Below are 16,312 nucleotides of genomic sequence, written 5' to 3'. Positions count from 1 at the left end.
ACTTTAGACATCGCATTTATTCACCACGGGCCGTGTTCTTCCGTCCGATCGCGACAACACACCTGTATTTGAGGATGGCGCTATGCATGAGCGTTTGACGACGCACTCCTATGCCCTTCGTTCGCCTGCCAAGTCCGCTTCAGAAAAACCGCTCCTCGTCTGTTTCTCCCATCTCCGCTGGGATTTCGTTTGGCAGCGGCCGCAGCATCTCCTCAGTCGAGCTGTCAAGCATTACGACGTGCTGGTCATCGAGGAGCCGGTCTTCAAGGCGGGTGCGAAGCCCCATATGGATGTGAGTGACCGGCCGCAGGGCGTGACCATCGCCGTTCCGGTTCTCCCTGAAGGTCTGTCGCATGAAGATATTCTCGCCGAGCAGCACGATCTGATCGAGGAACTGATCGGCCGTGAGTCGATGAGCCCGCGGGTGTTCTGGTACTACACGCCGATGGCCATGGCCTTCACCAGCGACCTCGAATGCGACCTGTGCGTCTACGACAACATGGACGAGCTTTCGCTCTTCCGGGGCGCGTCGCAGGAACTGCTCGACCTGGAGAATGCTCTCTTCGCCCGCTGCGACCTGGTCTTCACGGGCGGCATGAGCCTTTACGAGGCCAAGCGCAATCGCCACCGCAGCGTTCACGGCTTCCCGTCATCCATCGACTTCAACCATTTCTCCCAGGCGCGTTCCATCGACAAGGATCCCGACGACCAGGCGCAGATTCCGCATGTCCGCCTCGGCTTCTTCGGCGTCGTCGACGAGCGCATGGACATCGACCTGTTGGCTGAGGTCGCGGATCTGCGTCCCGACTGGCAGTTCGTGATGATCGGTCCGGTCGTGAAGATCGATCCATCCAGCTTGCCGCAGCGGTCTAACATCCACTGGCTCGGTGGAAAATCCTACAATGAGCTGCCGCAATACCTGTCGGGCTGGGATGTAGGCTTCATGAACTTCGCCTTGAACGAGGCGACGAAATTCATCAGCCCGACGAAGACCCCGGAATTTCTGGCGGCCGGCGTGCCCGTCGTCTCGACGCCGATCACCGATGTGGTGCGGCCCTACGGCGAGAAGGGTCTCGTCGAAATCGCCAAGGGCGCCAAGGACGTGGTCGCCAAGGTCGAGACGATTCTCGCTCGACCGAAGGAGGCCTGGCTCGCGAAGGTCGATCGTCATCTGGCGGCCGGATCCTGGGACAAGACCTGGGCTTCCATGCACAAGCTGATGCTGGACGCCACCGGCGACTCCGCGAGCGACCGTCCCGCCTCGTCCCTTCCCGTTTATGCCACCACGCCTGCGGAGTGATCTGGAATGTATGATTGGTTGATTGTCGGCGCCGGCTTTGCGGGCAGCGTTCTGGCGGAACGCCTTGCCACGGAGCGCAACGAGCGCGTCCTTCTGATCGATCGTCGCAATCACATCGGCGGCAATGCCTATGATCGATACGACGATGACGGCCTGCTCATCCACCAGTATGGGCCTCATATCTTCCACACCAACTCCAAGCAGATCTTCGACCATCTCTCCCGCTTCACAGAATGGCGCTTCTACGAGCATCGGGTGCTGGCGGAAGTCGACGGCATGCTTGTGCCGATTCCGATCAACCTCGATACGGTCAACAAGCTCTATGGGCTGAACCTCACATCCGAGCAGTTGCAGGACTGGTTCGCGGAACGGGCTGAAAAGAACGGCGAGATCAAGACCTCGGAGGACGTGGTGGTCTCCGCCGTCGGCCGCGAGCTCTACGAGAAGTTCTTCCGCGGCTATACGCGCAAGCAATGGGGTCTCGACCCGTCGGAACTCGACAAGTCGGTGACCTCACGGGTGCCGACGCGCACGAACCGGGACGACCGCTATTTCACGGACGAGTTCCAGTTCATGCCCAAGCACGGCTACACCCGGATGTTCGAGAAGATGGTGAGCCATCCGAACATCCATGTGATGACGCAGACCGATTACGACGACGTCAAGCATGCCGTTCCCCATCGCCGTGTCATCTATACCGGGCCGATCGACGAGTACTTCAATTTCCAGTTCGGCAAGTTGCCATACCGCTCGCTTCGCTTCGAGCATGTCACCCTAGACAAGGCCTGGCACCAGCCCGTGGGCGTCGTGAACTTCCCGCAGACGCACGATTACACCCGCGTCACGGAATACAAGCATCTCACCGGTCAGGACCATGCCAAGACGGCGCTCACATACGAGTATCCGTCCGCCGAAGGCGATCCCTACTACCCGATCCCGAAGGCGGAGAACCAGGAGCTCTTCAAGAAATACGAGCGCCTGGCCATGGCAACGCCCGACGTATGGTTCGTCGGTCGGCTGGCGACTTATCGCTACTACAACATGGACCAGATCGTCGGTCAGGCTCTCGCCACCTTCCGACGCATCAACGAATCCCTTCCGGTCGGCGCGGATACAAGTTCAGTGAAAGTCGTGCCGAATTCAGCCGCCATGATCTCATAGTCGAAATGCATCGAACAATCCGCGCTAAGCATAGTTGTTGAGTTCCTGTCAGTAATAGCTCGGAGTGCATGATGAATCGACCGCTGGAACTCTGGGGCGGCCTGGAATGTACGGTCGCGAGAGTTGGCGACGACTACCGCGATCAAAGCCTGGAGACCGGTCATTACGACCGAATCGCGGATCTCGACCGCATCGCCGAACTCGGGATCCGTACGTTGCGTTACCCGGTGCTCTGGGAGAAGATTTCTCCCCAGAGCCCGGAACGTACGGACTTTTCCTGGCACGATGAGCGTCTGGCGCGTCTTCAGACGCTCGGCATTCGTGCCATCGCCGGCCTGTGCCATCATGGCAGCGGCCCGCACTACACCCATATGCTCGATCCGGCCTGGCCCGAGCTTCTGGCGCGCCATGCCGCCAACGTGGCGGAGCGCTATCCGCATCTCGATCTCTATACGCCTGTCAACGAGCCGCTCACGACCGCGCGATTCTCGGGCCTTTACGGGCATTGGTATCCGCACGGCACAAGTTACGAGTCCTTCCTCAAGATCCTCGTCAACGAGTGCAAGGCGACCGTTCTGTCCATGCGGGCCATCCGCAAGGTTCGACCGGATGCGCAGCTCGTGCAGACGGACGACATGGGAAAGACCTTCTCGACCCCGACGCTCGCCTATCAGGCCGAGCACGAGAATCAGCGTCGCTTCCTCGGATTCGACCTTCTCTGTGGCATGGTCGATCGCGACCACCCCTGGTGGGACATCTTCCTGGAGAACGGCGTCGCGCAGGCCGATCTCGAACTTCTTCTGGAGGCGGATGCCGCGCCCGACATCATCGGCATCAATCATTACCTGACGAGCGAGCGCTATCTCGACGAGCGGACGGCGCGCTACCCCGAGCATCATTGGGGCGGCAACGGCAGGCATCGATACGCAGACGCGGAAGCCGTCCGTATGCCGCTGCCGTCCTCCGATCTCGGACCGGCCGCCCGCCTGCGGGAAGTGTGGGAACGCTACAAGCGACCCATGGCCGTCACCGAGGCGCATCACGGCAGCTCCCGGGACGATCAGCTGCGCTGGCTCATGGAAGTCTGGAACGACGTCAATGCGCTGCGCCATGAGGGCGCGGATATTCGGGCGGTGACCATCTGGTCTCTTTATGGTGCCGTCGATTGGAACAGCCTGCTGACCCGCCGCAACGGCTTCTACGAGCCGGGCCCCTTTGATGTGCGCGCTCCCGAGCCACGCCGGACGGCGCTTGCACATGCGGCAGAGGCGCTCGCCAAGAACGGAGACTTCGATCATCCGGTGCTTGATCGGGCAGGCTGGTGGAAGCGTGACATCCGGTTCTACAAGCCTCCGGCGAGGCAGTCGAAATCCTGTTGGCTCGCCGATGAGCCGCGACAGCTCCTGATCACGGGCGCGACGGGAACCCTCGGCCGCGCCTATTCCCGCCTCTGCGATTTCCGCGGGCTCAATCACGTGCTGCTCTCGCGTCAGGACATGGACATCGCGGATCCGAAGAGCGTCGCCGAGGCTCTGGCGTGCTATCGGCCTTGGGCCGTGATCAACACGGCCGGGTATGTGCGCGTGGTGGAGGCGGAGAACGACAGGCAGGCCTGTTTCCGGGAAAACGCCACGGGAGCGGAGGTGTTGGCGAAAGCCTGTGCCGATCTCGATGTTCCCCTCGTCACCTTCTCGTCCGATCTCGTGTTCGACGGAACGTTGGGCCGGCCGTACGTGGAGAGCGACGAGGTCAATCCCACGACCGTCTATGGCGAGAGCAAAGCCGAGGCGGAGCGCAGGGTTCTGGCCGCGCACGAAAAGGCTCTCGTTTTGCGCACCAGCGCCTTCTTCGGCCCATGGGACCGCTACAATTTCGTCTGGTCGATCCTGAACGCTCTCAGCAAGGGCGAGGGTGTGAAAGCCAGCCTCGATGTGGTTTCGCCCACCTATGTGCCCGACCTCGTGAACACCTCGCTCGATCTCCTGATCGACGGCGGCACGGGCATCTGGCACATGGCCAATATTGGTGAAACGTCCTGGCGCGATCTGGGGGCCATGGCGGCGGAACGTGCGGGCTTCGATCCGGGCCTCGTGGTGGATGCGGGCGATCTCCCGGTCCTCAACACGGCCCTGTTCACGGAACGCGGCGTCCTCATGCCGCGCCTCGACAGCGCCCTCGACCGGTTCTTCATCGACAGTGAAGAGGAATGGTCCGACGATGCGATGAAGATGGCCGCCGAGTAGAATCTCCGCACAGGAAACAAAAGGAAAGGCGGCCAGAACGATCTGGCCGCCTTTTCGTTGGACGCCGCAGAAAACCTTACGCCGCGGCCTCGGCCGCCCGAACGGCTTCCTCGAGGCGCGCGGCCCGGGACTCCACGGCCAGCTCCACGAGAGCATCCGTCAGCACCGTCGCGGTCGGGTCGGCCAGAGGCTCGTCCCGGAACAGGCGCAGGGTCGAGGCCACGAGGCGGCCGCGGCCGTAGGAGCGCTCGACGCCCAGCGCGACCGGCTTGTGGATCCATCCGACCACGAGGCCGGCGAACACGCGGGCCTGGAAGTCGAGCAGGTTGCAGTTCGCGATCACGTAGTCGGGCAGGACCCGGTCCATCGTCTCGTCGAGCAGCGGTCCCGACGGGAAGCGGGAGAAATGACCCGAGCGCCGCAGCCAACCGAAGGAGGATGCCCAATCGCCTGACCAGAGGGTGCCGGCGCGCGCCTGCACCCGCACGGCCTGCCAGTGCGGGAAGAACGGATAGAGGGTCATATCCTCTTCCGGCAGGAGCAGAAGCTTGGCGCCCGACCGCACGTGATCCGCAATCGCCTTGTTGTGCGTGCGCGACACGATCAGGGTCGATTCCTCGAACGCGCGGGCGATGGTGTAGCCCAGGGCCCGGAAGCGCTCGCGGACGTCCTCGTCCGGGGACCACACCAGTTCGCGCGCATGAACCGGCCGCGCACGCTTGGGATGGATGGCGATATCGTGGTGGTTATGCGCGACGACGCGTCCATCCCCGGTGCGCAGGTCGAGGCTGATGCGCCGCAGCGAGGGTTCGTCCATCTCGGGCAGGCGGATCTCGATGCGGCCGAGGTCGAGCACGTCCGGCGCCTCGACGCGCGGCAGATCAATCACCTGGCTCTCGCCGCAGAGGGAGATCTCCAGCTTGCAATCTTCCAGAACCGGACCGGCCCCATGAGCGATCGCCAGGCCGAGGGAAGCGGTCTCGCCTGACCAATAGGATGCGCGCTCCCATTTCGGCACGATCACCGTGTCCGAATTGACGATGTGGAACAGTTCGTGGAACACGCGCGGGTTCCGGCGCATGTCCAGCAGGCCGTTGGATTCCCAATGGCAGTCGTGCAGCTCGGTGATCACGTAACCGGCGAGGTTCGGCTTCCGGCGCATGGATTCGATTTCGTATTTCAAGGCGCGGAACTGCTGCCACTGGGCCGCGATGACGAAGCGGCGCAGATCGCCGAAGACACGGTCGAGGCTCCAGTCCGAGAACCGGTTCTCGACGCCGTGGGCATACATCACGCCCTCGCCCCAGTCGTGCCCGGTCTCGAACCACCAGGGCTCCTCACCCTTGGCGTCGCGCAGATCCTTCGGATAGGGAAGGCCCCAATTGCCGAATTCCGAGCACATAAGCGGCTCGCGTCCGGTAATGACCGCATCGCCGTGAGGCGAGTAGAGCCAGGAGGCGCGGCTCGAGAGCTCGTCGACGAACTGGTCCCAGGCCGCGCGGTGATCGGGATATGCGGCGTAGAAGTGATAATCCGCAATGTCGGATTCCACGTGGAAGCTCGGTGCGAGCGGAGAGTTGTCGACCACGAGGCGCGTCGGATCGTAAGCCTTCAGCCAGGCGAAGGTGCGCTTGAGCCAGTCGCGGTGATCCGCATCGTTGACGAGATCGACGCCCCAGTTTTCGTTGATGATCGTCCAGATGACGATCGAAGGATGGTTGCCGTCGCGGTCGACGATGCCCTTCAGCAGCTTCTCCTTGCGCCCGCGGGAACGGTCGGTGGCCATGCCGCCGTTCGGCAGTTCCGTCCAGATGAGCATGCCCATCCGGTCAGCCACTTCGTAATAGCGCGGATCGGCCGCCTTGATGTGGCAGCGCAGGCAGTTGAGGCCCAGTTCCTTGGCCTTGCGGAACTGATCTTCCAGGAATTCCACGGAAGGCACAGTGCAGATCGTGTCCGGATAGTAGTCCTGGTCGAGAGCGGAGCGCAGGTAGAGAGGCTCTCCGTTGAGATAGAACTTGCCGTTGCGCGTCTCGATGGAGCGGAAGCCGAAATTATCCGCGATCTCGTCCTTCACCTCGCCGTTGCGGATGAGCTCGAGGCGAATGCGGTAGAGGTTGGGATGGTCGGGCGACCAGGCGCGCACGTCGTCGAGAGTGAACTCGAACGGCATGGACGTCACGCCCACCTGCGTTTCATGCATCTCGTCGAGCACGACATCACCCGACGGGTCCGTGACTTCGATGCGGATCTGGGTTGCGTCGGTGAGCGGACGCGCGAAGAACACGCCCGAGGTCACCCGTCCCGTGGTCAGGTTGGGGACGAGGCGGACACGGTTCATGTGATCGGGAATGCGACGCTCGAAATAGACCGACTGCCAAATGCCGGAGAGAGGGCCATACCAGCTCTGCTTGCCGAACGGGATTTCGGCAAAGGGCGAATCCGGAAACTCGGCCGGGTTGTCGGTCGGGCTGTCGACGCGGACCTTGATCTCGTTCGCCCCGGGTTTGAGATACGGCGTCACGTCGAACGAGAAGGGCAGGAATCCGCCCTCGTTGTGGCCGACCACCTCGCCGTTGATGAAGACCTTGGTGTTGTGAAAGACGGCGCCGAAGCGGATCCAGACACTGTCGTGCAGCCAAGCTTCGTCGATCTCGATCGTCCTGCGATAGATGCCGATGCCGGCACGCATGCGCAGGTCCGCGAACTGGGCCTGCCACGGACTGGGCACGGTGATATGGCGAACCTCAGCCGGGCCCGACAGACGGTCGTCGGCCACATGCAAAAATTCCCAAGTCCCGTCCAGATCGATCCGATTGTCCTGCATGACGTCTCCTTGAATCAGAGATTACCCAAGGGTTTCGAAAACGGCGAAAACATGACTGAATGCGAGTGGCGGCGGGGAGGTGTCCCGCCTGCGACATCGCGTGTCACCGAACCCTTTTCGCCCCATCGCCCCCTCGTCTCTGACCGTCGTTGGTGGCCCGTCTCGAACAACGGAGAAAGGCTTCATTGGATCCCGGGTCCGGGCCGGCCCGGGCGCTTCGATCCACCAGCCAGGAATAGGAACCGGCTCTTCCATCTCGCGTTGCCCTGATAATGCCGAGCCTCGCTGCTCGCCGACACACCCCGTTTCTCGAAGAGGCTACAGATGGCTCAACAGATTCCTGATGATCGCGCCCGACAGGGAGGATCAGGCCGCCCGGTTCTGGGTGTTCTGATCGGTTCGCTCCTGCTCCTCGCCGTTGCCGTTTCCGGTTATCTCATCTGGGCGGGCTCCACGTCTCCCGACGACCCCGGGACCGATGCGGCTCGTGCCAATGTGACGGGCTCGACGACCGGCTCGTCCAACGCCAACCCCAGCAATCGGACCTCGCCGGCCAATCCGGCTTATCCGGCCCCCGGCGCGCGGCCCACGGCCAACGAAGCGCCGAAGCAATAAGCAATTTTCCTTACGTAAGCCGGGAGAGGACGAGCGCCTCTCCCGGCTTTTTTGTTGCGCTTCCATGGTCAGGCGGCGACTTTTCGCCGTAATGATTCGCAAAGAACCGGCCCGCTGACGCATCGTGCTGCGAAGATGTGCCGGTCTTTTCGCCTGCGCGGACCTCCGGTTCGCACGGGACGATGCACTTATGAGAATGCGACGGGGTTGGACTGAATGACGGGTATTGGCATGAAGGGGCTCTTTCGGGCCGCCGTGATCGCGTTGAGCATGGCAGCGGGCGGCGCATCCTATGCGCAGCAGGCTCAGACCTCTCCCAACACCCAGCCCCAGCCCCAGCCCCAGGCGGCGCCGGCTCCCGCCCCGGCCGCGGCGCCGGCCCCCGCACCGGTTTCTCCCGAGACGAAGGCCGCCCGCGCCAAGCTCGACGGCTTCAAGGCCGATCTCGAGCAGAAGGAGGCGGCGGTCCAGGGGCGTGTCATGGCCGACGCGGATCTGCAGAACATCCGCCAGCAGCTCGAACCGATCATCGCCGAGATCCGCACCGTCATCGAGGAGCAGGCTCCGAAGCTCGATGCCAGCAAGCAGCGTCTGAGCCAGCTCGGACCGAAGCCCGAAAAGGGGCAGCCGGAGGAGAGCGCCGACGTCGCCCGGGATCGCGCGGAGCGCGAGGCGGCCGTGGCGGAGCTCGACGAGACCCAGCGGCTCGGGCGTGCCCTGCTGGTCCAGGCCGAGCAGCTGAGCACCCAGATCGGCGACCTGCGCCGGGCAGGGTTCACCCGTGCCCTGTTCGAGCAGAGCGATGGGCTCATCAGCCCCAGCCTCTGGATGAATGTGGTCCAGGCCGTCCCGCGGGAGTTGCGGTCGCTGGGCATCGTCATGGGCGATGCCCTGGAGCAGCTCCAACGCACCACCTCGCTCGGTGTCCTGCTCCTCATGGGGCTGGCCATCGGCGTGGCGATCGCCCTTTATGCCGGGCGGCGCTCCATCGCGCCGCGCCTGGTCAGGCGCGATCCCGCCATCACCGACCCCGCACGCCGCAGCCGCCTCCTGGCTGCCGTCGGCGTTCTGATCCTCGGGGCGGGCCCGGCCATCGCGGGCAGCTGGATCGTCTGGGTGGCCTTCGACTCCGTCGATATCGTCCCGTCGCGGATCGAGCAGATCGGCAAGGCCATTCTGAGCGGCCTGGCCTTCATCGCCTTCGTGCGTGCCTTGATCGATGCGATTCTGGCGCCGGACCATACCTCCTGGCGGCTGATCCCGGTCCGGGATGCCTCCGCCACGCGGATCATGAGCTTCTCCGTCACCCTGGCCACCGTCATGGTCGTCGGCAAGGTGATCGAATCCTTCAACACGGCCATTGCGGCGGCCTTGCCCATCACCGTCATGACCCGGGCGGTCTTCGCCCTGGCATGGGCTCTCGTCTTTGCCGAACTCCTGCGACGCTTCGCGGCCCGCGAGAACCAGGACGAGGCCTGTCTCGGGCCTTACGTGGCGCCGGACGTGGACATCGGCGGCCCCCTGCGCAGCCTCGGCTGGTTCCTCACGGCGCTCATCGTCGGCAGCGTGCTCGGAGGCTATGTGGCGCTGGCCTCCTTCCTGGTCGATCAGGCGGCCTGGATCTCCATCGTGGTCGCCCTGGTGGGGCTCTGCATCGCGCTCGCCGATGAATTCATCGGCGGTTCGCTGCGCGGGCAGACGAGGCTTGCCACCACGCTCCAGGCCAATACGGGCCTGCGGCGCCGCTCCCTGGAGCAGATCGGCGTTCTCGGCAGCGGCTTTGCCCGGCTCGCCCTCATCGTCATCGGCTTCCTGCTGGTGCTGGCTCCGTGGGGCATCGAATCCTCCGACGTGACCGGCTCCTTGCGAGCCATGTTCTTCGGGTTCAGCGTCGGCGACGTCACGATCTCGCTGTCGTCGATCCTCATCGCGGCCGCTTTGTTCGCCGCAGGCTTCGCCGTCACGCGCATGGTCCAGCGCTGGCTCAACAATACCTTCCTGCCGGCGACGGACCTCGATGCGGGCCTGCGCAACTCGATCAGCACGGCGGCGGGCTATGTGGGCATCATCATCGCGGGCGTGCTCGCCTTCACCTATCTCGGCCTCAGCCTGGAACGGGTGACCATCGTGGCCGGCGCGCTCTCGGTCGGTATCGGTTTCGGCCTGCAATCCATCGTCAACAACTTCATCTCGGGCCTGATCCTGCTCTGGGAGCGGCCGATCCGCGTCGGCGACCTGGTGGTCGTGGGCGACGGCGAGGGCTACGTGCGCCGGATCAACGTGCGTTCCACGGAGATCCAGGCCTTCGACCGCTCGACCATCATCGTGCCGAACTCGAACCTGATCTCCGGTATCGTGCGCAACCGCGTGCGCAACGATCGCGTGGGGCGCGTCCTCGTCTCGGTGCCGGTCCCCCGTGCCTCGGATCCGGACCAGGTAGCCGAAATCATGCGCAAGGCCGCGCTCGCCCACCGCGAGATCATGAGCGAGCCTGCGCCCCGGGTGCTGTTCAAGAAGGTGACGGAAAACACCATCGATTTCGATCTCGTCTGCTTCGTGGACGACATCGATTCGGCAGGCCGCGTCTCGAGCGACATCTATTTCGACATCTTCCGCGGCCTGCGGAAGGCCGGCATCGGCCTCCCCGCGCCGGCGCCTGCTCCCGCACCGGACGAGGAGCCGCAGGACAAGGCCGCGAAGGCGGACGAAAATGAGGACGAAACCTTAACCCTTCTCAAGGATAAGACGCCCGCATGAAGTGTCTTATCCCGTTGATCCTCTCCGCCCTCGGTCTTGCCGGCTGCCAGAGCGAGAAGCCCGCCCAGCGTAGCCAGACCCCGAGCTTCTACGTCTCGATGGCGAGTGCCGATGCCCGTGTGGATGCCGCCATGGCTCGCGACATGATCGGCGCCTATCGTGGCAACAACGGCTTGCGTCCCCTGACCCTCGATCCGGACCTGCAGGCCGCCGCCCAGGCGGAGGCCGATGCCATGGCCCGTGCCGACAAGCCGAGCTCGGCGGAAACCTTCAAGGCCCGCCTGGCCTCGAGAGGGTTCGCGGCACCGGCCGCCAACATCTCGGCCGGCTACCACACCTTGGCCGAAGCCTTCTCCGGCTGGCGCGAGAGCCCGCAGCACAACCGGGTGCTCCTCGATGCCAAGGCGACCCGGATCGGGATCGCGACGGCCTATACGCCGAATTCCAAGTACAAGGTCTATTGGGTTCTGGCGGTCGCCGCCGACCGGCGCTGACCACATGCCGCGCCCCGAAGCGGGGCTGTTCCGGAACCTAACGTATGTGAACGCGCTTTAGCTTGAGGAACTCTCAAGCTCAACGAGTACGCGTTTCATCAGATGCCGGATTTCGATCCCAAATTAGGCAAGCAGCTGCCTCCGCCGCCGGCTTTGGGGAGCGAGCAGGAGGTCGGACCCGGCCAAGGCACCACGCTGGCCAAGGAAGCCGCCACAGCCGCCACTCACCATCCGGAAGCCCCGCATTCCCCCGAGGTGGCTCCGAGCATCGTGCGGGAGCTGTTCCTGCTCTTTCGCGACATGCTCCGGAAAGGGAAGGGCTGGCCCATGCTCCGTCTCGGGGCGGCCATTCTCGTCATCCTGGTCGGCAACATGTTCGGCCAGGTGCGGCTCAATCAATGGAACGGCGCGTTCTTCGATGCGGTCGAGAAGCGCGACACCTCCGCGTTCTTCCATCAGCTCCTGGTCTTCATGGTCATCGTCGGCGTGCTGCTGGCCCTCGTGGTGGCGCAAACCTGGCTGCAGGAGCGCCTGAAGATCCGGCTCAGGCAGCGCCTGACCCAGGTGCTGCTCGACATCTGGCTCAAGCCCAACCGTGCCTACCAGATGGGCTTCATGGGCGAGAACGGCGCCCAGCCCGACCAGCGCATGCAGGAGGACTGCCGCCTCTTTTCCGAACTCTCCACGGAGCTCGGCGTCGGCATGCTGCAGGCCTTCCTGCTCCTCGTGAGCTTCATCGGCGTCCTGTGGGCCCTGTCCGGTCCCGTCAGCTTCACCCTGGGCGGGCGCGAGATCACGATTTCCGGCTACATGGTCTGGGTCGCCGTGGGTTACGCCGGGATCGGCTCCGGGCTCACCTGGCTCGTCGGCCGCCCGATGATCCGGCTGAACACGCTCCGCTATGCCCGCGAGGCCGAGCTGCGCTTCGCGCTCGTGCGCGTGAACGAAAGCGCCGAGAGCGTCGCCCTCTACAACGGAGAGCCGGACGAGCGCCGAAACCTCGATGAATTCGTCGAGGCGGTTCTCAAGGCCTCCCGCCGCCTCTCCGGCGGCCTCGCCCGCCTGACCTGGATCACCTCCGGCTACGGTTGGCTCGCCATCGTGGTGCCGATCCTGGCCGCCGCGCCTGATTACTTCGCGGGACGTCTTTCCTTCGGCGAGATGATGATGGTGGTCGGCGCCTTCAACCAGGTGCAGTCGGCCCTGCGCTACTTCGTCGACAACTTCCCGAAGATCGCCGATTGGCGCTCCGCGGTCCTGCGCGTCGCCACCTTCCGGCAGGCCGCCATCGATCTCGACGAGGTCGCGGCCGAGAGCAGCAAGATCGAGACTAGCCCTCATCCCAAGGGCTGGCTCAGCTTCGAGGGCGTCTCCATCGCGCTCAACGACGGCAGCATCCTCATCGAGGATGCGACGGCCGAGATCCAGCCCGGCGAGCGGGTGCTGATCATGGGTGAATCGGGAGCCGGCAAGAGCACGCTGTTCCGTGCCATTTCCGGCCTCTGGCCCTGGGGATCGGGCCGGATCCGCATCCCGAAGCCCGAGGAGATGATGTTCCTGCCGCAGCGGCCCTATCTCCCCTTGGGAACCTTGCGGGCAGCCGTCAGCTATCCGGCCTCGCCCGAAACCTTCGACGATGCCCGGATTCGCGAGGCCCTCGAACGCTGCGGCCTGGGCGAGTTCGTCGAGATGCTCGACAAGCATGAGCGCTGGGACCGGAGCCTGTCCCTCGGCCAGCAGCAGCGGGTGGCCTTTGCCCGGGTGCTGCTGCACCGGCCGAAATGGGTGTTCATGGACGAAGCGACCTCCGCCCTCGACGAGGAGAACCAGGCTTCCATGCTGGGCCTTTTCGAGAATGAATTGAAGGGCGCGAGCGTGCTGTCGATCGGCCACCGACCCGGCCTCGAAGAGTTCCACACCCGCACCCTTCACATCCGCAAGACCCGGGAAGGCGCCATTCTCCTGGCCCGGCCCCGGTCGCGGCAGAACGGGGACAAGCCGTCGAAACTCGGGCCGAAATGGATCGGGCGCTTTCGCCGGAGCCTCAAGCCGGCACGGAGCCGCGCATGATGGAGCGGAACCGGTCCGAAGCGTCACGGCTTTTCAAGCAGAGGGAATTGCGTAACCCTTGATCGGAGGCGAAGTACCGGTCGTCACGTATCGCAGGTAGAGCTCCATGCGGCTGATCAGGTTGTATATCCGTGTTCTCGGCCAGCTCGGGTCCGACATGAGGGTCGGCGCATTGCTGGCCCTGGCCAATATCGCGCTCGCGATCTCGGCCTTCGCGGAGCCGATCCTGTTCGGGCGCATCATCGACGTTCTCACCCGGGCCCAGATCCCGAACTCTCCGCCCGTGACCTTCGGCGTTCTCATGCCGCTCATCCTCGCCTGGGTGGCGTTCGGATTGTTCTCCATCGGCGCCGGCGCGCTCGTGGCGCTTCATGCGGACCGCCTGGCCCATCGCCGGCGGCTGTCCGTGGTGGCGAACTACTTCGAGCATGTGCTCGAACTGCCGCTCGCCTTCCACACCTCGACCCATTCGGGCCGCGTGCTGAAGGTGATGCTGGAGGGCTCGGGCGCCATGTCCTGGCTCTGGCTCGGCTTCTTTCGCGAGCATCTCTCGGCTCTCATCGCGCTCGTCGTCCTCCTGCCGCTCACCGTGTTCCTGAACTGGCGCCTGGGGCTTCTCCTCGTCGCGCTCGTCGCGGTGTTCGCGTTTCTCACCGCCATCGTGCTGCGCAAGACGGAAACCCTGCAGGGTTCCGTGGAGCGCTATCATTCGAGCCTCGCCGAACACGCCTCCGATGCGCTCGGCAACGTGCCGGTGATCCAGTCCTTCACCCGCATCGAGGCCGAGAGCCGCTCGCTGCGCACCATCATCCAGCAATTGCTCCAGGCGCAGAACCCGGTGCTGTCCTGGTGGGCGCTGGCCTCCGTCGCGTCCCGCGCTTCTGCCACGATCACGGTCACGGCGATCTTCCTGCTCGGCACCTGGCTGCACCTGAGCGGTCTTGCCACCATCGGCGACGTGGTCATGTTCATGAGCATGGCCACCATGCTGATCGGCCGGCTGGAGCAGGCGGTGAGCTTCATCAACCAGCTCTTCATGCAGGCGCCGAAACTGCAGGAATTCTTCGAGATCCTGGACACGACTCCCGCCGTTCACGATCGTGCCAATGCCAGGAACGTGGAGCGCTATCGCGGCGACGTGGTCTTCGACAACGTGAGCTTCTCCTACGACGGCAAGCGTCCTGCCGTGCAGGACGTGACCTTCACCGTGCAGGCGGGCGAGAACGTGGCGCTGGTCGGCGCCACCGGCTCCGGCAAGTCGACCACCCTGGGCCTCCTTCATCGCGCCTTCGATCCGCAATCGGGCTGCATCCGCATCGACGATCTCGATATCCGCGACGTGACGCTCTCGTCCCTGCGACGCAATATCGGCGTGGTGTTCCAGGAGCCGATGCTGTTCGCCCGCACCATCCGCGAGAACCTTCAGGTCGGGAAGCCAGATGCCACCGACGCGGAGATGATCGAAGCGCTGGAACGGGCGCAGGCCATCGAGTTCATCTCCCGGCAGTCGGAAGGTCTCGACACGGTCATCGGCGAGCGCGGGCGCTCCCTGTCGGGTGGCGAGCGCCAGCGCCTGTCGATCGCCCGCGCGCTCCTGAAGAATCCGCCGATCCTCATCCTCGACGAGGCGACGAGCGCGCTCGACGCCGCGACCGAGCGCAAGCTTCAGCTCGCTCTGGACGAGGTGATGAAGGGACGCACGACCTTCGTCATCGCCCATCGGCTCGCCACCATCCGCAACGCCAACCGCATCCTCGTGTTCGATCAGGGACGCGTTATCGAGACCGGAACCTTCGACGACCTCGTGGCGAAGGGCGGTCGCTTCGCGGAGCTTGCGAGGGCGCAGTTCATGGCCGCCGAGGAGCCTCCGCCCAAGCGCGTGAGAGTGTCGGCACACGCATGACGCAAAGCTTCGATCCGCGCACAACGGGCGTTCGCCACCACGTCAACGGCCTGACTCTTCATGCCATCGAAGCAGGCCCGGAGGACGGGCCGCTCGTGATCCTGCTCCACGGTTTTCCAGAATTCTGGTGGGGATGGCGCTATCAGATCGGTCCTTTGGCCGAGGCGGGCTTTCGTGTGCTCGTGCCTGATCAGCGCGGCTACAACCTCAGCGACAAGCCCGATGGCCGACGCGCCTACGATCTCGTCATATTGGCGAAGGACGTCGTGGGTTTGGCCGATGCACTCGGACGCGACACGTTCTCCCTGGTAGGGCACGACTGGGGCGGGCTCGTCGCCTGGTGGACAGCCTCGCGATATCCGGATCGTGTCGAGAAACTCGTCGTGCTCAACGCGCCTCATCCGGCCGTTGCCGGATCCTATATGCGTTCGCACCCGAGCCAGATGCTGCGAAGCCTCTATGTGGGGTTCTTCCAGATCCCATGGCTGCCCGATGCCATGCTCTCGGCGAACGGCTATCGCAGTCTCAAGGACGCGCTCCAGCGCACGAGCCGCCCCGGAACGTTCTCGGACGAGGACATCGCGCAATACGAGAAGGCCTGGTCGCAACCCGGCGCGGTCACGACCATGCTGAACTGGTACCGGGCGCTGCCGTTCAAACCCGACATGAAGGATCCGACCGTGCGTGCGCCGACGCTCGTCATCTGGGGAACAGGCGACCGGTTTCTGGAGAAGGGCTTGGCGGAGGCGAGCCTTGCCTTGTGTAAGACCGGCAGCGCTCGCTGGATCGAGAGCGCGACCCACTGGGTCCAGCATGAGGAACCGGAGGCCGTGAATGCCGCGATGGTCGCGTTTTTGAAGCCGTGAAGGCACGCTCCGCTCTCATGTCCGTGTATCGATAATTGCGATGGCGTAACGCGCTGCCCCTGTCATTCCGGGACGC

At 64.3% G+C, this 16,312-nt stretch carries 10 protein-coding genes; 9 read left to right on the top strand and 1 reads right to left on the bottom strand.

The window, feature by feature from the left end; genetic code table 11:
- Nucleotides 1–82 precede the first annotated feature (82 nt).
- From DDF70_RS02865 to DDF70_RS02855, 3 genes are all read left to right on the top strand, one after another.
- Nucleotides 83–1,300, top strand: a complete 1,218-nt coding sequence (locus tag DDF70_RS02865) for a glycosyltransferase family protein (protein ID WP_114943365.1) — start codon at nt 83–85, stop codon at nt 1,298–1,300.
- A gap of 6 nt (nt 1,301–1,306) precedes the next feature.
- Nucleotides 1,307–2,461, top strand: coding sequence for a UDP-galactopyranose mutase (gene glf / locus DDF70_RS02860; protein ID WP_114943364.1), 1,155 nt, complete (start codon nt 1,307–1,309; stop codon nt 2,459–2,461).
- Between the two features lie 71 nt (nt 2,462–2,532).
- The gene (locus DDF70_RS02855) at nt 2,533–4,704 is read left to right on the top strand and encodes a family 1 glycosylhydrolase (protein ID WP_114943621.1); all 2,172 of its coding nucleotides are present in this window, start codon (nt 2,533–2,535) and stop codon (nt 4,702–4,704) included.
- A gap of 76 nt (nt 4,705–4,780) precedes the next feature.
- Here the strand turns inward: DDF70_RS02855 and DDF70_RS02850 are convergent, their stop codons facing one another.
- Complete coding sequence (locus DDF70_RS02850) at nt 4,781–7,531, bottom strand: glycoside hydrolase family 2 protein (RefSeq protein WP_114943363.1); 2,751 nt, start codon at nt 7,529–7,531, stop codon at nt 4,781–4,783.
- 324 nt (nt 7,532–7,855) lie between these two features.
- On the opposite strand from DDF70_RS02850, the gene DDF70_RS02845 reads away from it, so the two are divergent.
- From DDF70_RS02845 to DDF70_RS02820, 6 genes are all read left to right on the top strand, one after another.
- Nucleotides 7,856–8,146, top strand: coding sequence for a hypothetical protein (locus tag DDF70_RS02845; RefSeq protein WP_114943362.1), 291 nt, complete (start codon nt 7,856–7,858; stop codon nt 8,144–8,146).
- A 216-nt stretch (nt 8,147–8,362) separates the two neighbouring features.
- Nucleotides 8,363–10,903, top strand: a complete 2,541-nt coding sequence (locus tag DDF70_RS02840; protein ID WP_245435351.1) for a DUF3772 domain-containing protein — start codon at nt 8,363–8,365, stop codon at nt 10,901–10,903.
- Nucleotides 10,900–11,397 carry a CAP domain-containing protein gene (locus tag DDF70_RS02835; RefSeq protein WP_114943361.1) on the top strand — a complete coding sequence of 166 codons (498 nt, stop codon included), beginning with the start codon at nt 10,900–10,902 and terminating at the stop codon, nt 11,395–11,397. The genes DDF70_RS02840 and DDF70_RS02835 overlap by 4 nt, the downstream gene beginning before the upstream one ends.
- 102 nt (nt 11,398–11,499) lie before the next feature.
- Complete coding sequence (locus tag DDF70_RS02830; protein WP_114943360.1) at nt 11,500–13,467, top strand: ABC transporter ATP-binding protein/permease; 1,968 nt, start codon at nt 11,500–11,502, stop codon at nt 13,465–13,467.
- Nucleotides 13,468–13,573: 106 nt separating this feature from the next.
- Nucleotides 13,574–15,370: a glucan ABC transporter ATP-binding protein/ permease gene (locus DDF70_RS02825; protein ID WP_114943359.1), complete on the top strand. Its 1,797-nt coding sequence runs from the start codon at nt 13,574–13,576 to the stop codon at nt 15,368–15,370.
- Nucleotides 15,367–16,236 (top strand): alpha/beta fold hydrolase, encoded by an 870-nt coding sequence (locus DDF70_RS02820; protein ID WP_114943358.1) that lies wholly within the window; start codon nt 15,367–15,369, stop codon nt 16,234–16,236. The genes DDF70_RS02825 and DDF70_RS02820 overlap by 4 nt, the downstream gene beginning before the upstream one ends.
- Nucleotides 16,237–16,312: the final 76 nt, after the last annotated feature.

Source organism: Microvirga calopogonii (assembly GCF_003347665.1).
GTDB classification, from domain to species: domain Bacteria; phylum Pseudomonadota; class Alphaproteobacteria; order Rhizobiales; family Beijerinckiaceae; genus Microvirga; species Microvirga calopogonii.
Note: the sequence above shows the minus strand (reverse complement) of the source record. Positions and strands in the feature narration are given on the sequence as shown.